Annotated in this window: 17 protein-coding genes; 5 read left to right on the top strand and 12 right to left on the bottom strand. The window is 63.9% G+C overall.

Going from position 1 to position 20,369, the window contains the following annotated elements:
- Positions 1-149: 149 nt before the first annotated feature.
- The 5 genes from AC3A6M_RS00080 to AC3A6M_RS00100 form a co-directional block, all read right to left on the bottom strand.
- Complete coding sequence (locus AC3A6M_RS00080; protein WP_487850719.1) at positions 150-1,931, bottom strand: Ig-like domain-containing protein; 1,782 nt, start codon at positions 1,929-1,931, stop codon at positions 150-152.
- Between the two features lie 974 nt (positions 1,932-2,905).
- A complete protein-coding gene (locus AC3A6M_RS00085; RefSeq protein ID WP_487850720.1) occupies positions 2,906-3,979 on the bottom strand; it encodes a glycoside hydrolase family 43 protein in 1,074 nt (357 codons plus the stop codon).
- Between the two features lie 16 nt (positions 3,980-3,995).
- The gene (gene rph / locus AC3A6M_RS00090; protein ID WP_487850721.1) at positions 3,996-4,730 is read right to left on the bottom strand and encodes a ribonuclease PH; all 735 of its coding nucleotides are present in this window, start codon (positions 4,728-4,730) and stop codon (positions 3,996-3,998) included.
- A gap of 12 nt (positions 4,731-4,742) precedes the next feature.
- Entirely contained in the window at positions 4,743-5,684 is a 942-nt protein-coding gene (locus tag AC3A6M_RS00095; protein WP_487850722.1) for a PP2C family protein-serine/threonine phosphatase, read from the bottom strand.
- A 10-nt stretch (positions 5,685-5,694) separates the two neighbouring features.
- Positions 5,695-6,708 (bottom strand): serine/threonine protein kinase, encoded by a 1,014-nt coding sequence (locus AC3A6M_RS00100; RefSeq protein WP_487850723.1) that lies wholly within the window; start codon positions 6,706-6,708, stop codon positions 5,695-5,697.
- A gap of 118 nt (positions 6,709-6,826) precedes the next feature.
- Between AC3A6M_RS00100 and AC3A6M_RS00105 the strand changes: the two genes are divergently transcribed.
- The 4 genes from AC3A6M_RS00105 (at position 6,827) to AC3A6M_RS00120 (ending at position 11,093) form a co-directional block, all read left to right on the top strand.
- Positions 6,827-7,714, top strand: a complete 888-nt coding sequence (locus tag AC3A6M_RS00105) for a YicC/YloC family endoribonuclease (protein ID WP_487850724.1) — start codon at positions 6,827-6,829, stop codon at positions 7,712-7,714.
- Positions 7,715-7,841: 127 nt separating this feature from the next.
- Positions 7,842-8,489 (top strand): guanylate kinase, encoded by a 648-nt coding sequence (gmk, locus tag AC3A6M_RS00110; protein ID WP_487850725.1) that lies wholly within the window; start codon positions 7,842-7,844, stop codon positions 8,487-8,489.
- A 37-nt stretch (positions 8,490-8,526) separates the two neighbouring features.
- The gene (gene rpoZ, locus AC3A6M_RS00115) at positions 8,527-8,730 is read left to right on the top strand and encodes a DNA-directed RNA polymerase subunit omega (RefSeq protein WP_005665923.1); all 204 of its coding nucleotides are present in this window, start codon (positions 8,527-8,529) and stop codon (positions 8,728-8,730) included.
- Between the two features lie 125 nt (positions 8,731-8,855).
- Positions 8,856-11,093 carry a RelA/SpoT family protein gene (locus AC3A6M_RS00120; RefSeq protein ID WP_487850726.1) on the top strand — a complete coding sequence of 746 codons (2,238 nt, stop codon included), beginning with the start codon at positions 8,856-8,858 and terminating at the stop codon, positions 11,091-11,093.
- Between the two features lie 71 nt (positions 11,094-11,164).
- On the opposite strand, the gene AC3A6M_RS00125 is transcribed toward AC3A6M_RS00120, so the two are convergent.
- Positions 11,165-11,530 carry a VOC family protein gene (locus tag AC3A6M_RS00125; protein WP_487850727.1) on the bottom strand — a complete coding sequence of 122 codons (366 nt, stop codon included), beginning with the start codon at positions 11,528-11,530 and terminating at the stop codon, positions 11,165-11,167.
- A 20-nt stretch (positions 11,531-11,550) separates the two neighbouring features.
- Positions 11,551-12,348, bottom strand: a complete 798-nt coding sequence (locus tag AC3A6M_RS00130; RefSeq protein ID WP_487850728.1) for a prohibitin family protein — start codon at positions 12,346-12,348, stop codon at positions 11,551-11,553.
- A gap of 345 nt (positions 12,349-12,693) precedes the next feature.
- Between AC3A6M_RS00130 and AC3A6M_RS00135 the strand changes: the two genes are divergently transcribed.
- Positions 12,694-15,810, top strand: coding sequence for a sensor domain-containing protein (locus AC3A6M_RS00135; RefSeq protein WP_487850729.1), 3,117 nt, complete (start codon positions 12,694-12,696; stop codon positions 15,808-15,810).
- Between the two features lie 10 nt (positions 15,811-15,820).
- Here the strand turns inward: AC3A6M_RS00135 and AC3A6M_RS00140 are convergent, their stop codons facing one another.
- The 5 genes from AC3A6M_RS00140 to AC3A6M_RS00160 are packed head-to-tail and all read right to left on the bottom strand — an operon-like array spanning position 15,821 to position 20,244.
- Complete coding sequence (locus AC3A6M_RS00140) at positions 15,821-16,138, bottom strand: hypothetical protein (protein ID WP_487850730.1); 318 nt, start codon at positions 16,136-16,138, stop codon at positions 15,821-15,823.
- Positions 16,139-16,191: 53 nt separating this feature from the next.
- Positions 16,192-16,929, bottom strand: coding sequence for a hypothetical protein (locus AC3A6M_RS00145; RefSeq protein ID WP_487850731.1), 738 nt, complete (start codon positions 16,927-16,929; stop codon positions 16,192-16,194).
- A gap of 20 nt (positions 16,930-16,949) precedes the next feature.
- Positions 16,950-17,315, bottom strand: a complete 366-nt coding sequence (locus tag AC3A6M_RS00150) for a hypothetical protein (protein ID WP_487850732.1) — start codon at positions 17,313-17,315, stop codon at positions 16,950-16,952.
- Positions 17,302-19,164 carry a carbamoyltransferase family protein gene (locus tag AC3A6M_RS00155; protein WP_487850733.1) on the bottom strand — a complete coding sequence of 621 codons (1,863 nt, stop codon included), beginning with the start codon at positions 19,162-19,164 and terminating at the stop codon, positions 17,302-17,304. The genes AC3A6M_RS00150 and AC3A6M_RS00155 overlap by 14 nt, the downstream gene beginning before the upstream one ends.
- A gap of 18 nt (positions 19,165-19,182) precedes the next feature.
- Positions 19,183-20,244: an SGNH/GDSL hydrolase family protein gene (locus AC3A6M_RS00160; RefSeq protein WP_487850734.1), complete on the bottom strand. Its 1,062-nt coding sequence runs from the start codon at positions 20,242-20,244 to the stop codon at positions 19,183-19,185.
- Positions 20,245-20,369: the final 125 nt, after the last annotated feature.

A 20,369-nucleotide genomic window follows, 5' to 3' on the forward strand; every position in this document is an offset into this window, starting at 1 on the left:
TCAACGTCGATCCGTACTACAGGTGGCATCACGTTGCAGGCGCGATCCTTTCAAAGAAATTCTCCGATTCAGATTCTTACGACCGCAAAGACAAAAAGAAGCGGCCAGAATCCTTGGCCGCTCCGAGTCATCGCTTTCCAAATATGCGCTTAAGGGCAGGTAAATAATAGTTTAAAAGGAATATTGGTAACCCCGCCCCCCGGCGTAGTTATCATGACGCTAAACGATGCCTGCACCGGCCCCTTGCATTCGGTTGGGGTGGTACTGGCCACGCCGAACGTGTGGATCGACCCTTGCGGCCCGGTGACCGTATTGCCGGTGTTGTCATCGCCGCCGGTACCGTGCGGAGCGATGTTGGGCACGGTAGCTGGCGAGACGGCAGCCCCGTTGGCGTTCAAGACGCTAACCAGTTCGACCTTGGTTCCCACCGGCATCGGATTATTGTTGACGTCGTTGATCTGCAGCTGAAATAACTTGGTAGCGCTGGCGCTGACCGAACCTAAGTCATTTGGAGTGCCGAAGGACACCAAGGAGCCGTTCATCGTCGTGTTCACAGCGTAGCTGCCGCTCATGAAGACAGCGATCTTGCCGAACATGGTACTCGCGCCATCAGTCGTGCTGGCACAAATTGTCGCCATGCCAGGGCGCAGGATGTCTGAACTGGAGCCCACATGGCCGGTATTGCAAGGCGTGACCGGGATGTTTTGTATCGCACTGCGAGGCTCCTGCGCGCGGAAGTCAACCGAGCAACCGCCATTGACAGTGTTGCAGCCACCCCTGTTTGACGATCCGATGGACCCGAGGTTGGTCTGGAACACGACCGGAGTACCATCCGGAACCGGATTACTAAACTCATCAGCCAACAGCAGTTGAATCCTTGCAGCCGGATTGGTAGGTGAGCTGTCCATGTTCCACCCTTCGACGTTGAAGGAACTGGTGCTGAGCGAGAACGAACGCTTTACTGGCAGGCCAGTGGTAACCACGACCGTGTCTGACAAAGTCGAGATGTTTGCGCCGCCATTACCCGTGCCTGGCAGGGTGGCCAGCACGCGAAACGAGGTTGGGGTATTGTTGGAATTCACGGTCGTGATCACAGTTCCGTCAACATCCGACGTATCCGTGGACTTGTTAATCACTACGTCGGCATCGGTCGGCCCTAATGTGAAATTCACCTGTTTGCCCGGCAATGGGTTACCGAAAATGTCAACGACCTTGAAGGTCAAGGTTGCGGTCTCAGTGCGGCCGTTGCCCCCTTGACCTTTGATGACGATAGACTTGTCCGATGGGAGCGCCTGCACAAACTGAACGGATGCCGCTGCAGGTGGCGCAATCGTAAGCGCAGCAGTGGCTGGCTTGGCAACGCCATCGGCTGAAACGGTGATGGTGTCGTTATTGGCACAACCCTTATCGCGATATACCGCTTGTGCGGTGCCATTGTTTGTCGAAGCCATCGTAGCTAATGTAGCCTTTCCAGCAGTAACGCAGGCCGAGCTGAAGTTGACGTTGACTTGCTGGTCAGTATATTTGGTAGCACCGTTCATCAGATCGACTGATAGCACGGTTGATCCATAAGCTTGAATGGCGGCCGGAGAAGCGCTAAGGGTGCCAAACGACAAGGTGGTGGCGCTCACCGCGTAAGTGGCGTTGCCTGTAACTGTAGTATTGCCCACGGTACTGCTGGCGGTAACGGTGCCAGCGCCGCCAGCGGCTAAGTTAGCGACACGCATGGTGACGCTCGCCAAACCATTGACATCAGTTAGTGCAGTACCACTTGTCGGAGAGAACACCGCCAATGCGTCGTTGGTGGCGAAGCTAACGACCGCGTTCGGCACAGGCTTCTTGTCTGAATCTAACACCGTTGCCTTGACCGTGAGCGGCGTTGCGCCAGTCAATGAGTTAGAAGAGTTGCCACTAGCATTCACGAGTGCCAAGGTGACCGTTGGGGCGGCAGATTGAACTGGCGAAGGCGATGTAGGGGTGCCTTGAGTGGGAGGAGTTGTTCCTAACATTGTACACAAGCCGGAAATTCCGCTAACACAGCTTTCGGTATTGCTTCCACCGCCTCCACCGCATGCGCTCAAAATAACACTCGTCAATACTAGAAAAACTCGCAATCTCATCGTCATGATTATTCCTTTAATCTATCCCATATAACCGCACTTACCCAAGCGTAATGCTCACTAAAAATTCTCACAATCGGATGAGTGCCTAATTGTTATAGACATTTGTACTTATCAAATAGACAATTTTCTAGCAATACCAACTATTCCCAGTAGGTCTCGGCACAGAATGATGCGGGGAGCATAAATTCCCAAGTGATGACACACGAATACCCAGTAATCGAATGGGTAAGGAGGGGAAAGTTATGGTTTTTTACATCGCTTTATTCCGCGCCGTTGTCATTCCGCCAGAAGAAAAAATGAATCACGGTGAAATTCCCTACAAACGAAGCAGCTTCAAATGACCCCTAATAAGCTGACACGACGTGAGAAGCGGCTGCCCTTAACACTGAACAATAAGTGGACGCAACCTCGCCGGCGACAAGAACCATTAAGTTCTTTCCTCCCAGCTATTTGAACCGTAAATGAGATAATCTGACGACGACACGTAACAGCTCAATGTGTCGAAAAGGAAAAGATAAGCGAGTTACCCGCCAGGGGTTATCACTTCAAGATTTATTGCGCCACTCAGTTCTCCGTGCCAAGCAAGGGGAAACGATCTGGCATCGCAATTTGAGCTCCTATGAAATCGCAAAAGGAAATAATGTTCCTATGCAATTCCAGGCGCTGCTTTGGCGTTCCTGCTTTCCGCTTTTGAAGCGTGAGATGCAGCCGATTAGAAATCGCTTATTGGTCGAACCGGCCCTGCCACAATGATCCTGCTAAATTGCGTACAACCTCACCCATTACTTGGCAGCAGAATCAATACGGCGCGGCGCCACGCCCTCATTCGTCATCCTGACCGGCCGGATCGTGCCATCGTCATTGAAATACAGGCGGTCGATGGCCATCTCGCGGTGATGGCCGTTGGTCTCGTTGAGGGGCCGGCGGTGGTAGGCGATGTACCACTCGTCGGTGCCCGGCACGTTCACCACCGAATGATGCCCCGCTCCCCGGGCGATCCTGGCGTCCTGTTCCAGGATCGTGCCGATGCGCCTGAACGGCCCGAACGGTGACGGCCCCATCGCATAGGCGACGCGGTAATCCGGTCCGGTCCATCCGCCTTCCGACCACATCAGGTAATACACGCCCTTGCGCTTGGCCATGAACGAGCCTTCCACATAGGCCGGGTCGGGCGTGATTTCCTTGAAAGTCTCCCCATCCGGGAACGGCACGACGCCGAGCAGGTCCGGCGCCAGCTTCACGACGTTCGCGTGCTTCCAGCCGCCGTAGTACATATAGACCTGGCCGTCGTCGTCCTTGAACACCATCTGGTCGATCGGCTGGGCGCCGTTGTGGATCTGCCCGATCAGAGGGCGTCCAAGCGCATCCTTGAACGGGCCTTCCGGACGGTCGCTGACCGCGACGCCGATGCCGCCGAGCTGGCCGTTGTCCTGGATATCGTTGGCGCCGAAGAAGAGGTAATACTTGCCCTTGTGCTCGATGGCCGACGGCGCCCATACCGCGTACGCGGCCCAAGCGACGTTTTCGACGTCGAGCACGCGCTCGTGCCGGGTCCAGTGCACCAGGTCCGGCGACGAGAAGGCATCCAGGAAGGTCTGTTTGAGGTAGGTGTCGAAGACGATTCCCGGCCGGGCGCGCATGCGCCGCTGTTCGGGCGTGAACGACGACGGCCGGGCCGGCTTGCCGGCATCGTCGGAATAAGTCGGATAGATCCAGTACTCGCCCTTGAAGATGCGGATTTCCGGATCGGCGTACCAGCCCGGGACGATCGGATTGGCGGCCTGCGCGAGCGCGCCGGCGGCTGCCGACAGCAGCAGCAAACCATACTTGATGAGATGCCTTGTCCGCAGCTTCATGCGCGCCCCGGATGTCTCAGCCCACCAGCCCCAGCGCCCGCTTCTGCACGGTCACCAGCTCGCGGATCCCGTGCTCGGCCAGGTCCAGCAGGCGGTTCATGCCGGCGCGCGAGAACGCCGCGCCTTCGGCCGTGCCCTGCACTTCGACGAAGTGGCCGAGGTCGGTCATCACGACGTTCATGTCGGTGTCGCAGCTCGAGTCTTCGATGTAGTCGAGGTCGAGCACCGGCATGCCCTGGTACACGCCGACCGAGACCGCGGCCACGAACTGCTTGACCGGCACCGCGGCGATCAGGCCGCGCCCGACCAGGGCGTTGAAGGCGTCGTAGGCCGCCACCATCGCGCCCGTGATGGAGGCCGTGCGGGTGCCGCCGTCGGCCTGGATCACGTCGCAGTCGAGGTGCAGGGTGCGCTCGCCGAAGGCTTCCAGGTCGAACGCGGCGCGCAGCGAGCGGCCGATCAGGCGCTGGATCTCCTGGGTGCGGCCGGACTGCTTGCCGCGCGCCGCCTCGCGGTCCATGCGCGTGTGCGTCGAGCGCGGCAGCATGCCGTATTCGGCGGTCAGCCAGCCCTGCCCCTTCCCCTTCAGGAAGCCCGGCACCTTCTCTTCGATGCTGGCGGTGCAGATCACCTTGGTGTCGCCGCATTCGATCAGCACCGAACCCTCGGCATGCTTGGTGTACTGGCGGGTCAGGCGGATGGCGCGCAGCTGGTCGACGGCACGGTTGCTGGGGCGGGAGGTGAAGGTCATTGAGGGTCCTTGTTATTTGAGTAGCTGGGATGATTTCTCGATCGCGTCGCGGATCTCGGCGATCGCCTTTTCGATCTCCTCGTCGCCGAAGTCGTCGGCCGCGGGATCCGTGCCCTGCGCGGCGGCAGGTTCCTCGGCCAGGCGGGTCGTGACCTCGCCTTCCGGCAGCATCATGGTCGAGACCACGCTGTCGTCGCCGGCCGCGGCCGCGTCGCCGGCGCCCTGCCACTGGATGGCGAGGGCCGTGGTGTTGTCGCCGCGGCTGCCGGCGATCGCGGTGGCCATGCCGATCATGTCCGGCACCGCCTGCACGATGGTGTGGGTCGAGAGCTGGTGCACGATCTCGGTGTCGGGCAGGATGCCCCACAGGCCGTCCGAGCAAAGCAGCAGCACGTCGCCCGGCTCCAGGCTGGCCTGGCGCGACAGCTCGACTTTCGGCGGCGTCGAGGCGCCCAGGCAGCTGTACAGCTTGTTGCGGTCCGGGTGCGAGTTGCGTTCGCTCGGGTCGGCCAGGCCCTTGGCGATCAGGTGTTCGATGTGCGAGTGGTCGCGCGTGCGCGCCAGGATCTGGCCGCGCCGCAGCCAGTACAGGCGCGAGTCGCCGCAGTGCGCCCACACGGCGCTGTTGTGCTGGACCAGGCAGGCGACGATGGTGGTGCGCGGGTTGTCGGGCAGGCCATGCTCGCGGGCGTAGCGCTGGATCTCTTGATGGGCGCGCAGGAAGGCCTCTTCCAGGAAGCGCTCGGGCTTCTTCACGTACGGGACGGCCTGGCTGCGGAACAGCGACGACATGGTCTGCAGGGCGATGGTGGCCGCGACCTCGCCGCGCTGGTGGCCGCCCATGCCGTCGGCCAGCACCAGCAGCAAAGCCTCCCTCGTGTAGCTGTAGCCCATCCGGTCCTGGTTGACCTTGCGGCCGCCGATGTGGCTTTGCTGGTAGACGCTGAACTGCATGAAATTCCTTTTAAGACTGGCCGCTGCCGGAGCGCCGGGCCGGGCCGAATGGGCTGATGCGATTGACCAGGCTGCGCCAGCCGGATACCGGCGCCTGCGCCACCGCTTCGGCCTGCGCCGCCGGCGCGCCGGCAGCAGCACTATAACCGGCCTGCAGCACCTTCTGCACCGCGAACACGCTTTGCGGTCGCGCCAGCGGATCGAGCGCCAGGCAGGACGCCACCATCGCCATCAGCTCCGCCGAATAGGCCCCTTCGAGCCTGGCGATGCGGGCCGCCATCTCGTCCCCGGTCCTGCGCTGGTCGGCGGGCTGCGGCGGGGCGCCGGCCATGCAGGCGTAGATCGCGGCGCCGATGCTGTAGATGTCGGTCCAGGGTCCGAGCGTGGCGCATTTCGCATACAGCTCGGGGGCGGCGAAGCCTGGCGTGTACATCGGCGCCAGGGTCGGCAAATCGGTGTTGATGGTCTGGCGCGCGGCGCCGAAGTCCAGCAGCAGCGGGGTCCCGTCGACGCGCAGGTAGATGTTGGCCGGCTTCAGGTCGAGGTGCAGCAGCTTGTTGGCATGGACCTCGCGCAGGCCGCCGCAGACCCCGTTGAAGGCCTGGCGGATGAAGCCTTCGCTGGCGCGCTGTTCCCTGGCCAGCAGGCGCGAGATCTGTTCCTGCAGCGAGTGGCCGGACTCGTAGGCCATCACCATGTAGACCGTGTCGTTGGCGCGGAAGAAGTTCAGGACCCGCACCACGTTCGGGTGGACGATCCTGGCCAGCGCCCTGCCCTCTTCGAAGAAGCACTTCAGGCCGATGCGGAACACCGGCAGGTTGGCCTTCGAAATGGCCGGCACCAGCTCGCCGGGCTGGCGCAGTGCCAGGGCGCTGGGCAGGTATTCCTTGATCGCGACCGCATTGCCGTCGCCGTCATATGCAAGATAAACAATACTGAACCCGCCGGACGCAATTTTCTTTACAATGCGATATCCGCCAATTTCCAGCCCTTCGGGCAGGGGAGCGTTATTTTGTGCAGCCATTTGGGAAAGTATTCCTTGCGTAACACGGCGATTGTGTGGATAAATCACCGCTTTGTAAAGAATAAACGGGCTACGTAAGCTCTGTGATTATCCGGGGACTCAATTGAGCATTTCTAGCATGACAGGTTATGCGGTCGCCACCAGCGAAGGCGCTGCGGGAACCCTCACGATCGAGATCAAAAGCGTCAATTCGCGCTTCCTCGACCTGCAGTTCCGCATCAACGACGAGCTGCGTGCGCTCGAACCGGACCTGCGCTCGGCGATCATGGCTGCGATCACGCGCGGCAAGGTGGAAGTCCGCCTCTCGTTCGGCCGCAAGGCTGCGAGCGGCTCCCAGGCCCTGAACCACGAGCTGCTGGGCGACCTGGCGCGCCTGCAGGCCGAGGTCACGCGCCACTTCGTGTCCGCGCCCCTGATGACGGTGGCCGAGCTGCTGCGCTGGCCGGGCGTGGTCGAGGAATCGCAGGTGGGCCAGGAGTCGCTGCAGGCCGACGTCGCCGAGCTCACCAAACAAGTGGTGGCCAGCTTCGTCGACAGCCGCAAGCGCGAAGGCGCGGCGCTGGAAGCGATGCTGTTGTCGCGCATCGAGTCGATGGAAGCCATCGTCAAGCGCATCACGCCGCTGATCCCGCAAGTGATCGCGCAGTTCCAGCAGAAAGCGGTGGAACGCATGCAGGACGCGCTGGGCCTGGCCGGCCACGGCAACCCGCAGGTGCTGACGCGACAGGAAGTCTTCGAACGGATTCGCCAGGAAGTCACTTTATATGGCATCCGCATCGACGTCTCCGAAGAGCTGTCGCGCCTGACCGCGCACCTGAACGAGACGCGCCACATCCTGAAGAAAGGCGGCCAGGTCGGCAAGCGCCTCGACTTCATGATGCAGGAGCTGAACCGCGAAGCGAACACGCTGGGCGCCAAGGCTTCGGTCAAGGAACTGGCGGATGCGTCGATGGAGCTCAAGCTGCTGATCGAGCAGATGCGGGAGCAGGTACAGAATCTGGAATAATCGTCGGGCAGGTTTTTGCACGACACGCGTGGGCACGGGGCGCCCACCCTACACGGTCATTCGTAGGGTGGGCACCACGTGCCCACGAATACTTAAGAACATCGCAAACGTAGCAAAAGGAACAACCATGCACACCAACGCTTTCTCCGGCAGCCTCTTCATTGTCGCCGCCCCTTCCGGCGCCGGCAAGTCGACCCTGGTCAATGCGCTGCTGGCGCAGGAACCGGGCATCAAGTTGTCGATCTCGACGACCACGCGTCCGCCGCGTCCGGGCGAGCAGGACGGCGTCCATTACCAGTTCACCACCGCCGACGATTTCGTCGCCCGCGCCGACCGCGGCGAGTTCCTGGAATGGGCCGAGGTGCACGGCAATTACTACGGCACCAGCCGCCTGACCGTGGAACAGGAAATGAAGAATGGCACCGACATCCTGCTGGAGATCGACTGGCAGGGCGCGCGCCAGGTGAAGAAGCTGTTCCCGGATGCGGCCGGCATCTTCATCCTGCCGCCGTCGATCGCGGCGCTGGAAGAACGCCTGCACAAGCGCGGCACCGACGAACCGCACATCATCACGCGGCGTTTGCTGGCTGCGGGCGGCGAGATCGCTCACGCTCCCGAGTTCGAGTATGTTATCATCAACGAAGAGTTCAACGTCGCCCTGTCCGAGCTGCAGGCGATTGTCAAAGCGACACGAGCACGATTCGCCCAGCAGGCGGCCCGCAATGCTTCGCTGTTCGCGCAGTTAGGAATCCACGCGCACCAACCGCAATCCTGACCGTTACGGCAGGACGCAAATCTATTTGGAGAAAACCATGGCCCGCATCACCATCGAAGATTGCCTGAAGAACGTCCCGAACCGTTTCCAGCTGACCCTGGCCGCCACCTACCGCGCCCGCCAGCTGCTGCAGGGCCACACCCCGAAGGTCGAAGCCAAGGACAAGCCGACCGTCGTCGCCCTGCGCGAAATCGCAGCCGGCAAGGTCGGCCTGGAAATGCTGAAGAAGGTCCCTATGTAATTCACTGGGGTCGGAATCAGTGAGGCAGGAATAAAGTCGGGGTCAGAGCCCAACCGTGTGAACCGGGCTCTGACCCCGACTTATTCTGATATGCTGTCCCCCACAGCGGCTGATTTTCTTCGAGTATGACCTTGTCAACACCGGATTCCATACACTCAGGCACCACCAAAGGCAGGCCCAACCGGCCGGCCAAGCCGCAGGAAGCCGAACCGGCGCCCGCTCCCGGCGTCGCGTCGATTTCCCACCTCGCCGGCAAACTGGCTGAATACCTCACGCCCGCCGAACTCAAGAAGGTCAAGGAAGCCTACCGCTTCTCCGACGAGATGCACCTCGGCCAGGTGCGCAAGTCGGGCGAACCCTATATCTCCCACCCGATCGCCGTCGCCGAGATCTGCGCCGACTGGAAGCTCGACGCCCAGGCCATCATGGCCGCGCTGCTGCACGACGTGATCGAGGACCAGGACGTCAAGAAGGAAGAGCTGATCGAGCGCTTCGGTCCCCAGGTCGCGAACCTGGTCGACGGCCTGTCCAAGCTGGAGAAGATCGAATTCCAGAGCGTGGTCGAGGCCCAGGCCGAGAACTTCCGCAAGATGCTGCTGGCCATGGCGTCCGACGTGCGCGTCATCCTGATCAAGCTGGCCGACCGCCTGCACAACATGCGCACGCTGGGCGTGATGGCGCCCGCCAAGAAGCGCCGCATCGCCGGCGAGACCATGGAAGTCTACGTGCCGATCGCGCACCGGCTGGGCCTGAACGACATCTACCGCGAACTGCAGGACCTGTCGTTCTCGCACCTGTACCCGATGCGCTACCGCACGCTGGCGAAGGCGATCAAGGCCGCGCGCGGCAACCGCCGCGAAGTGGTCAAGAAGATCCTCGACGCGGTCAAGAACACGCTCGGCGCGGCCGGCATCCAGGCCGAGGTCTACGGCCGCGAGAAGACCCTGTTCGGCATCTACAAGAAGATGCGCAACAAGCACCTGTCGTTCTCGCAGGTGCTGGACGTGTACGGCTTCCGCGTGGTGGTCGACACCGTGCCGAACTGTTACGTGGCGCTCGGCACCCTGCACGCCCTGTACAAGCCGATGCCCGGCAAGTTCAAGGACTACATCGCGATCCGCAAGATCAACGGCTACCAGTCGCTGCATACCACCCTGATCGGCCCCTACGGCACCCCGGTCGAATTCCAGATCCGCACCCAGGAGATGCACCGCACCGCGGAGAGCGGCGTGGCGGCGCACTGGCTGTACAAGACCGGCGACCAGAACATGTCGGACCTGCAGCAGCGTACCCACGCCTGGCTGCAGTCGCTGCTCGACATCCAGCAGCAGACCGGCGACTCGGCCGAATTCCTCGAGCACGTCAAGGTCGACCTGTTCCCGGATTCGGTGTACGTGTTCACGCCGAAGTCGAAGATCATCGCCCTGCCGCGCGGCGCGACGCCGCTCGACTTCGCGTACTCGATCCACACCGGCATCGGCGACCACACGGTCTCCGTCAAGATCAACCACGAACCGGCCCAGCTGCGCACCGAACTGCGCAACGGCGACATCGTCGAGATCGAGACCGACCCGAACTCCAGGCCCAGCCCGACCTGGCTTTCTTTTGTACGCACCGGCAAGGCGCGCTCGGCGATCCGCCACTACCTGCGCACCATCAACCTGAACGAATCGGTGGAACTGGGCCAGGAGCTGCTGTCGCAGGCGCTGGGCCAGCTCGGCATCCGCGGCGACATCGCGCAAGGCACGATCGAGAAGGTGCTGGCCGAATCCTCGGCCAAGTCGATGGACGAGCTGTACGCCGACATCGGCATCGGCAAGCGCATGCCGGCACTGGTGGCGCGCCACATCTTCGGCCTGATGGACAATCCGGGCGACGCCGTACCGACCGAGCCGAGCAACTCGCCCGAGCTCGATCCGGTCACGATCTACGGCAGCGAAGGCGTGTCGGTGCAGCTGGCGCCCTGCTGCCTGCCGATCCCGGGCGACCAGATCATCGGCCAGCTGCGCCGCGACCAGGGCCTGGTGGTGCACACCGGCGACTGCTCGCAGGCCAAGCGCCTGCGCAGCAAGGAACCGGACCGCTGGATCCCGGTCCAGTGGGGCAGCGAACTGAATCGCCGCTTCGACTGCCGCATCCGCCTCCTGATCAACAACGAAAAGGGCATCCTTGCGCGGGTCGCCGCCGAGATCGGCGAGTCCGACGCCAACATCACGTATGTGGGCATGGACGAGGACGACGAACACATGATGACCCAGCTGCGCTTCACCATCCAGGTGAAGGACCGCGTGCACCTGGCCCACCTGATCCGCAACCTGCGGCGCGTGGCGGGCGTGAACCGGGTCGAGCGCGAGCGGACCTGATCGAAGGGCACGCGTGGGCACCTGGTGCCCACCCTACCGAACCGTAGGGTGGGCTCCCCGAGCCCACGCGTTCACCTGACCGCTGCCAAATCGAACACCGGGTTGTAGATCAGCCCGATCACATTCCCGAACGGATCCTTCAGCTCGGCCACCTTGATGCCCTCCCCCACTTCCTGGATCGCCTCGTGCTCGGTCGCGCCAAGGCCGACGATGCGCGCCACCTCGGCCTCGATGTCGTCGACGCCCCAGTACACCACCGAACCCGCGGTGCCCGGCGTCCCGTCCGGCACCAGGCCGAGTTCGAAGCCGCCGATGGCGAAGCCGACGTAGAACGGCTGGTCGAAATACGGCGCAGTGCCGAACACCTCGCTGAACCAGGCCTTGGCCTTGTCCAGGTCGGCGACGGGGTATTTCACGGTACGCAGTCCCTTGATCATGCTGGTCTCCTGTTCTGGCTTTACTTCGCGTTGCTCACGTTGATGAACGGGATCGCGCCGCCGGCCACGTTGGGCAGCTTGCCGTCCCACTTTTCGATCGCCTGGCGCTGGTTCTCCATCTCGCGCAAGCGGATCAGTTCCGGCGTCACCTGCTGGCGCTGCACCGCCAGCGACTCCGCCTCGGCCCTGGCCTGGGCCACACGCTGCTTGGCTTCGACCTCGATGCGCTGCAGGTCGCGTTCCGCCTTCAGCTTCAGCTGCTCGGCCGTGGTCTTGGCTTCGATCGCGTCATTGAAGGAGCGCGAGAAGTTGAAGTTCACGATCGAGAACTCGTCGACCACGATGCCGTGGCGCGCCAGGCGTTCGCGCAGCTGGGCCACGATCTGGTCGCGCACGTCGGTGCGCTTGGCGATCAGCTCTTCGGCGGTGAAGCGCGCGGTGACGGCCTTCACGGCTTCCTGCACCGACGGGATGATGATGCGCGCGCCCGGCTCGTTGCCCAGGTCGCGGAACACCGTCATCGCCGCCTCCGGCTTGACATGGTAGTTCAGCGCCACGCGGGTATGCACGGTTTGCAGGTCGCGCGAAGCGGCGTCGCCGTCGCCCTCGCCCTTCTGGATCGACACGTTCACCAGGTTGAGCTTTTGCGCCAGCGGTATGCGGAAGTGGATGCCTTCGCTCAGCACCTCGCTGCTCGGGCTGCCGAAAGTCGTCATCACGCCGCGGTGACCCGCAGGCACGGTGCCGAACGGCGCCAGCGCCACCATCAGGATCAGCAGGGCCACGATGCCCACAACCTTCAACGGTAAGCCTCTCATTTCGATTTCCTTTCTGGAAAGTTCTGCCGACCACGCGTTCTGTTGGCAGGTCGTTTTGTTTATGAACGACCAACAAAGTGTATAGCGGCGGGACTGATAAAAACATCAGGAAATTCGGATGTCCCGGTTCGGGAAACTCGAAGAGTGAATCGGGAGCGCGCAGGGCATCCCTTGCCAGGCTCGCACCTTGCGTTGCCAACATGCTTACGATGAACCAATATGCGTTGCGAGTAAGCAACGAATGCCTCTCATCTACCAGCAATCCATTGCCACTCGGCAGGCCGGGCGGCTCATAATCCAGTGGCCGGGCGGTTTCGAACGGCCTGCCCCTGTTTCCCGACCCTTATGGCACACCCCACAGCACCATCCATTGACAGTATCTGGGCAACCGATGCCCGCGGCATCTGCACGTTCGCCGCCGAGCGCACCGCCGGCCTGCTGCCAGTCCTGGAGCAGGCGAATATCGGTGACTGGATCCGCTCGGTGCATCCCGACGACGGCCCCCGGGCCGCGGAGGCGATCGCCCAGGCAATGCGCCGGCGCGTCCCGTTCCGCCACGAACATCGGATCCTGTGCAAGGACAAGCGCACGCGATGGGTTGCGATGACGGGCCTGCCCCGCTTTGGCGCGAACGGAGAATTCGAGGGCTTCAGCGGAGCCATCGTCGATTTCACGGAGCAGAAGGCCGATCTCGAGCGCAGCGTCGGCACGGAAGCGGAATTGCGCGTGATCGTGGACAACAGCATGGACCTGATCGCGCACTGCGGCTCCGGCGGCAGATATACCCATGTGTCCTCTTCCTACACCCGGCTGCTCGGATGGGAAGCCGGAGACATGATCGGGCAATCGGTGCTCGCGTTCCTGCATCCCGAGGATCGGGCGCATGCGCACGCCGTGCTCGTTCGCGTGTTGAACGGGGAAGACATTCCCGACACCGTCGAAGTGCGCAAACGGCATCGACATGGGGAATACGTGGCATTGGGCACCAGGGTGCGCAAGGTATCCGACCCGGCCAGCGGACAGGTGGTCGGCGCGGTACTGGTGTCGCGCGACATTACGCGCGAGAGGGAGATGCTGGGCCGGATCGAACGCATGGCGGAGCAGAACAGCGCATTGCTCGCGCATTCGCCGGACATCATCATGTCGCTGGACCTCGAAGGACGGATCCTTCACGCGAACAATGCCCTGGAGAAGACGACGGGCTACCGCCCCGAAGAAATCCTCGGCCATGCGGTGACCGACCACGTCAGCACCGAGGGACGTGCGGACGCAAGCCGTAACCTGGAGACGCTGGCGCAAGGCGAAGGTTTTCTGTCCTCGACCGTCTCCTGGGTGTGCAAGGACCAGCGTGCGCTTCTGCTGGACTGGAGCCTGTGCCGCCCGTCGGGCAGCAACCTGATCTATGTTACGGCGAGGGACATCACCGAACAGCACCAGACCAGGCTCGCGCTGGAGCAGGCGCACGCGCACGTGCGCACGATTTTGGAAAGCATCGATGACGGTTTTTTCTCCGTCAACCGCAATTGGGAAATCACGTACGCGAATACGATTGCGGCCGCTTTCGTCGGTCTCGATCGCGATGCGCCCATCGGCAAGGTATTGTGGGATGTGGCGCTGGGACTGGCCGAGTCCCCTGCCGCCCCGATCTATTGGCGCGCGATGGAAACGCGCGAAAGCACCTCGTTCGAGATGTACTACGAACCCGCCGGCGCATGGATGAGCGTGCGCATTTACGCGCACGACGAGGGCCTCTCGGTGTTTTTCCAGGACATTTCGGAGCGCGTCAACAGCGACCAGCTGGTCCGCGACAGCGAACGGCGCTTGCGCCAGATGATCGAGATCACGCCGGCCGGTTACGTGCTGACCGATGCCGACGGAATCATTCGGGAAGCCAACCCGGCGCTGTGCCAGCTTTCCGGCTACGCCAGCCCACAGCTGCTCGGACAACGCATCGCCGATGTGCTGTTCCAGATCGACCAGGACGCCGCGCCGAGGACCCGGCCGGCGGGACAGCAGACCCACGTGTTCGAGACGGTGATCCGGCACCGCCAGGGGCACCTGGTCCACGCGCTCGTGAACCAGACCAGCGAACGCGACGAGCAAGGCGCGCCCTTGTCCTTCAGCGCATTCATCACCGACATCACGGAACGCAAGCAGACCGAATCCCGCCTCGAACAGCTGGCCACGCGCGACGTCCTGACGGGATTGCCGAACCGCGCCTGGCTCAACCAGCACCTGAAGACCATCATGGGCGCTACCGGCGACGCGTCGTCCACCACCGTACTGTTCATCGACCTCAACCGTTTCAAGGAAGTGAACGATTCGCTGGGACATGCGGCCGGCGACAACCTGCTGCAGCAAGTCAGCCAGCGGCTGGAATCGTGCATGCGTCCCGGCGACGTGGTGGCACGGCTTGGCGGCGATGAATTCGTCGTCGCCGCCAACTGCGCCGGACGCGACGCCGCGGGGGCGATCGCGCAACGGCTGCTGGCGGCGCTGACGCTTCCGTTCAGCGTGCATGGGCTCGAAATCCACGTGGGCGCATCGATCGGCATCAGCCTGGCCGACCAGGACAGCGCCACCCCCGAGCTCCTGTTCCAGAACGCCGACACCGCCATGTACCGGGCCAAGGCGGCGGGCGACAGCGCCTACCAGTTCTTCGAACCCGAAATGAGCCTGGAAGTGAAGCGCAAGCTGCAGCTCGAAGTGGCGCTACGGCGTGCGCTCGACCTCGGCCAGTTCGAGTTGTACTACCAGCCGCGCGTCGACCTGCGCACCATGCGCGTGCGCGGCATGGAAGCGCTGCTGCGCTGGAACCACCCCGAATTCGGCCAGGTCTCGCCCCTGCAGTTCATTCCCATCGCCGAGGAGCGCGGCCACATCATGGCGATCGGAAAATGGGTCCTGCGCGAAGCCTGCCTCCAGACCAGGCGATTCCGCGACGGGCACGGCCTGCGCTTGCACGTCTCGGTCAACGTCTCGGCCCGCCAACTGCAGTGCGGCGACCTGGTGGCCGACGTGGAGGAGGCGCTGCGGGAATCCGGCCTGCCGCCGGGCGCCCTCGAGCTCGAGCTGACGGAGAGCGCGCTGATCGAGGATACCGAGCAGTCCGCCACGATTCTCCGGCGCCTCAAGCAGCTGGGCGTCAGGCTGTCGCTCGATGATTTCGGTACCGGCTACTCCAGCCTTTCCTACCTCAAGCGCTTCCCGGTGGACGTGATGAAGCTGGACCGCTCGTTCTTCCATGAACAGTCCTTCAGTGTCGGCAACAGCAACTTCGTCAAGGCGATCATCGACATGGCGCATGCGCTCGGCCTGACAGTCGTGGCCGAGGGCATCGAAACCGAAGAGGTCATGGATGCCTTGCGCCTGGTCGCCTGCGACAGCGGCCAGGGCTACCTGTTCGCCAGGCCGCTTCCACCGCGCGAATTCGACAGATTCCTGCAGTGCGAAGCACAGTGAAGGGACTTTCCTAAGTCGACGAATCCCTGCATCCGAGGCTGCTCTTCAACCAGTCCCGCCCACGCCCGTCCAGCGCCTTGTCGATGACCTCGGCCGGCAGGCTGTACACCGTCGCCCAGGTCGCCCGGCCATCCGCCGCGTTCGACGGAAAACTCGTGGTCTCGATCGGCCAGTGGTACTTGCGTTTCAGGGAGCGGACGATCGCGGCCAGGGTCACGCGCCCGCGCAGGGGTTCGGCGCCGGCCTGGTCGGCGTTGGAGAGCAGGATCGCGAGGACGAGGCCGCGCGCCGTACGCGGGCCGGGGAAGATGGGGGTTTTCTTGGGCATGACGGCATTCTAGCCGGCCCGGCGGGCGCCCGGGGTGGCGTGCCGGCCCTTTCTTACAGGGGCCAGGTGCAGCGAAAGCCGATATACGGCCGCTCCGTCCCCGGCTTTTCGTCGATCACCGTGAAGGCCCCCGCTCCCTCCCGCGACGACCAGGCGCCGCCGCGCGCCAGCGCCCTTCCCCACCAGCTGCGTCCCGCCCGCGGCCACCAGCCCAGCCCTCTTTCCCAGCGCGCACCGGGCATGCCCGACACCGTCGGAGAATCCGCGGCAAAACATTGGGCGACGACGCCATCCGCGTTCCCCTGCACGTCGTCGAAGACCCAGCTGAAGGCATTGCCGGCGGCATCGACGATCCGTTCACCGTTCGACAGGACATGCCAGCGCCGTTCGCGCGCATCGGGAGACCTGACGCAGGCCGGCTGGGCGGCGCCGAAGGTGTCCAGGCGCAGGCCCCGGACCAGCTCGCCCGCCCCGACCGCGCCGCCGCTCCAGTTCGCAGCCTGGCGCGCCAGGTCATGCGCGATGGCCAGGGCCTGCAGTTCGGTCAGCAGGCCCATGCCCGATGCGGCGCAGGCGCGCCGCGCCGCGTGGTAGCTGACGTTCACCCACGGCGGCGCGGTGGCGCTGAGCAAAACCGCCCCATGCCGTCCGCGCGCAGCCAGCCAGCGCGCGACGGCGAAGGCCGGCACCCTGGCGCCGGATGGCAGGACGGTCTCCGGCACCATGACGAAACCTGGCGGACAGGCGCGGCGGGAGGCGACGGCGGCGACTTCCGCATCGGTATTGTTCATCCCCGGCCCCCATGCCCTTGCTAGAACATCTGGTAGATGTAGGGCGATAGCTCGGCCCGAGGCTGCGCCTGCACATAGAGCGCGTGCAGCGCCACCGCGGCCTCGGCGACCAGCGGGCCCTGGTCCGCCAGCGCCGGATGGCCGGCCGCGCGCCACCAGGCCGCCAGGCGCTGGCCGAATTCCCCGGCCCCGAGGCAGGACGCGGCCAGGAAATCCTCATGCGCCATCGCGGGCCGGCTGCGCTGCGTGTAATAGGTGGCCAGGCGCGGGTCTGGCCCCAGCGGAAACGGCTTCTGCCCCGGCGGCAGCGCAGCGGCGCCGGCGGTCATGGCATCGAACAGGGCCGAGGTGGCCGCGCCCACGGCGGCTTCGTCAATCGAGCTCATAGGTCTTCCTCCAGTCTTCGTCGTCCGGCAGCGGCGGCTGTTCCGCGCGCCACAACACCACGTCCTCCAGCACCAGCAGGTCCATCTCGGTGCGCATGAAGCAGCGGTAGGCATCCTGCGGGCTGCACACGATCGGCTCGCCGCGCACATTGAACGAGGTGTTCACCAGCAGCGGGCAGCCGGTCAGGCGCTCGAAGGCCTCGAGCAGGGCACGGAATTCGGGATGGCCGCCGTGCGCTTCATCCTTGCGGTCGACGGTCTGGATCCGCGCCGAATAATCGACGTGGGTGATGGCCGGCACGTCGCTGCGCGGCTGGTTGATGACCGCCATCATGTCGTCGTCGCCGCCCTCGAAGGCCGCCAGGTCCATCGGCTGGCGGCGCTCCTGCAGCACGGGCGCGACCAGCAGCATGTAGGGACTGTCGCCGTCGAAGTCGAAGAACGCCGCGCATTGTTCGCGCAGGACCGCGGGGGCGAACGGACGGAAGGATTCGCGGTACTTGATCTTCAGGTTCATCGTGGCCTGGGTGCGCGGGTTGCGCGGATCCCCCAGGATCGAGCGCGCGCCCAGCGAGCGCGGTCCGAATTCCATCCGCCCGGACATCCAGCCGACGATCTTGCCGGCGGCCAGCGCCTGCGCCACCATCCCCAGCCGCTCCTCGCGGTCGGCGATGCGGCGATAGGGATAGCCCTTGCGCTCGAGGAAGGCGAGGATTTCGCCGCTCGAATAGCGCGGCCCCAGGTAGCTGCCGCGCTGCGCATCGCCGGCCCCGGCCGTGCGTGTGCGCGGCGCCTCGAAATAGCCGTGATGCGCCAGCAGCGCCGCGCCGAGCGCGCCGCCGGCATCGCCCGCCGCCGGCTGGATCCAGATGCCGTCGAACAGCCCGGCCCTGGCCAGCTTGCCGTTGGCGACGCAGTTGAGCGCCACGCCGCCGGCCAGCACCAGGTTCTTTTCCCCGGTCAGGCAGCGCAGGTGGCGCGCGGTCTTCAGGACGATGTCCTCGGTCACCTGCTGGATGCTGGCCGCCAGGTCCATCTCGCGCCGCGTGATCTGCGACTCGGGCGCGCGCGCCGGTCCGTCGAACAGCTCGGCGAAGCGCGGACCGGCCATCGCCATGCCGTCGATATAGCCGAAATACGCCATGTCGAGCCGGTAGGAGCCATCCGGCCGGATATCGATCAGGTGGTCGCGGATGCGGTCGGCGTACTTCGGGCGGCCGTATGGCGCCAGCCCCATCAGCTTGTATTCCCCGGAATTGACCTTGAAGCCGCAAAAGCTGGTGAAGGCGCTGTACAGCAGGCCCAGCGAGTGCGGGTAGTCGATCTCGGCAAAGAGTTCGAGCGCGCGCCCATGCCCCACGCCGAGACTGGTCGTGGCCCATTCGCCGACGCCGTCGATGGTCAGCACCGCGGCGCTGTCGAAAGGGGAAGGATAGAAGGCGCTGGCCGCGTGCGCCATATGATGCTCGGTGAACAGCACCCTTTCTTCCCGCCCGAGGGTGCCGAGGGTGCGCTGCACGTGCTCGTTGACCCAGATCTTGTCGCCCAGCAGATTGCCGGCCGCCTGGGCGAACGCCGTGCGCCCCTCCGGACCGGCGGCGCGGGCGTTCTGCACGACGCGGTCGAAGGTCAGCAGCGGATTGTCGTAGAACACGATCGCGTCGAGATCGGCCGCATCGACGAAGCCTTCCTCCAGGCAGTAGTTGATGGCGTTGACGGGAAACGAGGGATCGTGCTTCCTGCGCGTGAAACGCTCTTCCTGCGCGGCCGCGACGATCTCGCCGTCGCGCACCAGCGCCGCCGCCGAATCGTGGTAGTAGCCGGCGATGCCCAGTATGGTTCTGCTCATGTGCCCTCCTCGTGGCGGTCAAATCGGGGCCGGCTCCGCTGCCCGGCCGCCTGCGCGCTGCGCGTCCGGCAGGGGATCCGGAGCCTGCGCCAGCATCCGCGCGATCACGGGCGCGAGCGAGCGCGCCAGCGCGTCGTGGCCGGCCGGCGTGAAATGGATGTCCTTTTCCCAGCGCAGGCGGCGGCGTTCGGCCGGGGCGATGCGCAGCAGGTCGGGCAAGGGATCGTGAAGGGCGCAGGCAAGATCCTGCGCCAGCTCGGCGAAGCGGGCCTGGTAGCCGGCCGCGCTGCAGGTCTGGTCGAGGTGCTGCGGCAGCGGCAGCGGAACCAGCAGGACCGGCTTGTCGAGGGCGTCGACCCACTGCGCGAGGATGGCCCGCATCAACAGCCAGGCCGGGCTGGACGGAGAATCGTAGTGCGGCAAGGGCTGGTACTGCGTCAGTTTCTGCACCACGTCGCGCACGCCGAGGGCACTGGCCATCTTGCGCAGCGCCACGAAGCGGCCGCCCTGGTCGACCGCCGCGCTCTGCTCGGGGCTCAGCTCGGCCTCCTCGTAGGGTTCACGCCGCGGCGGCACCTGGCACAGGCGCAATGCGCCGTTTTCGAGCTGAAAATACGGCTTGGCGTAAATGCGCTCGCGGCCGTGTTCGTCGCGATGGGGCCGGAACCGGGCATTCACGCGCCGAATGTTTTCGACGAATACCGCGATCACGACCAGATCGTGTTCGATGCCTTGGGCAAATTCCTGCCAGATCAGATAGTGCTGGTCGGTTCCGGTCGACGACAGCCCGAAATTATAGATTTCAACCGGGGACCCGCCGGCGGCGGACAAGCGCGCTTCCAGCAATTCGGTATATCGCTGACGGTTGGGGACGGCATCGCCGGCTGTGAAGGAATCGCCGAATACCAGCACACGCCGGTGGCCTGGTGTACGCGCCTGCACAAACTGCCTGTCAGATCGGAAGCCCTGAGCATTGACCTGCATCAGGTAGCCGCCACCTTCATGCGGGATGCGGACCCGCAAGTCGGGTATATAGCGGTAGCCGACGACCGGATGGTATTCGTAGAGTTGTCTCATCATTTTCCCTTGTTTGGCACAACGGAAATGATGATGATTTATCGGGTGATAATGGTATTAAGGCGACTCAAATATCCCGAACAGTCTCCGTCCGGGAATGAAGCGGATTAAAAAATTTGAACAAATCT

The sequence above is a fragment of the Telluria sp. Soil_C_11 genome (assembly GCF_057657395.1).

Excerpts from the sequence above, each read along its gene's own strand:
- AC3A6M_RS00085 (WP_487850720.1), bottom strand. The coding sequence starts at position 3,979 with ATGAAGCTGCGGACAAGGCATCTCATCAAGTATGGTTTGCTGCTGCTG.
- rph (WP_487850721.1), bottom strand. The coding sequence starts at position 4,730 with ATGACCTTCACCTCCCGCCCCAGCAACCGTGCCGTCGACCAGCTGCGC.
- AC3A6M_RS00095 (WP_487850722.1), bottom strand. The coding sequence starts at position 5,684 with ATGCAGTTCAGCGTCTACCAGCAAAGCCACATCGGCGGCCGCAAGGTC.
- AC3A6M_RS00100 (WP_487850723.1), bottom strand. The coding sequence starts at position 6,708 with ATGGCTGCACAAAATAACGCTCCCCTGCCCGAAGGGCTGGAAATTGGC.
- AC3A6M_RS00105 (WP_487850724.1), top strand. The coding sequence starts at position 6,827 with ATGACAGGTTATGCGGTCGCCACCAGCGAAGGCGCTGCGGGAACCCTC.
- gmk (WP_487850725.1), top strand. The coding sequence starts at position 7,842 with ATGCACACCAACGCTTTCTCCGGCAGCCTCTTCATTGTCGCCGCCCCT.
- rpoZ (WP_005665923.1), top strand. The coding sequence starts at position 8,527 with ATGGCCCGCATCACCATCGAAGATTGCCTGAAGAACGTCCCGAACCGT.
- AC3A6M_RS00120 (WP_487850726.1), top strand. The coding sequence starts at position 8,856 with ATGACCTTGTCAACACCGGATTCCATACACTCAGGCACCACCAAAGGC.
- AC3A6M_RS00125 (WP_487850727.1), bottom strand. The coding sequence starts at position 11,530 with ATGATCAAGGGACTGCGTACCGTGAAATACCCCGTCGCCGACCTGGAC.
- AC3A6M_RS00130 (WP_487850728.1), bottom strand. The coding sequence starts at position 12,348 with ATGAGAGGCTTACCGTTGAAGGTTGTGGGCATCGTGGCCCTGCTGATC.
- AC3A6M_RS00135 (WP_487850729.1), top strand. The coding sequence starts at position 12,694 with ATGGCACACCCCACAGCACCATCCATTGACAGTATCTGGGCAACCGAT.
- AC3A6M_RS00140 (WP_487850730.1), bottom strand. The coding sequence starts at position 16,138 with ATGCCCAAGAAAACCCCCATCTTCCCCGGCCCGCGTACGGCGCGCGGC.
- AC3A6M_RS00145 (WP_487850731.1), bottom strand. The coding sequence starts at position 16,929 with ATGAACAATACCGATGCGGAAGTCGCCGCCGTCGCCTCCCGCCGCGCC.
- AC3A6M_RS00150 (WP_487850732.1), bottom strand. The coding sequence starts at position 17,315 with ATGAGCTCGATTGACGAAGCCGCCGTGGGCGCGGCCACCTCGGCCCTG.
- AC3A6M_RS00155 (WP_487850733.1), bottom strand. The coding sequence starts at position 19,164 with ATGAGCAGAACCATACTGGGCATCGCCGGCTACTACCACGATTCGGCG.
- AC3A6M_RS00160 (WP_487850734.1), bottom strand. The coding sequence starts at position 20,244 with ATGATGAGACAACTCTACGAATACCATCCGGTCGTCGGCTACCGCTAT.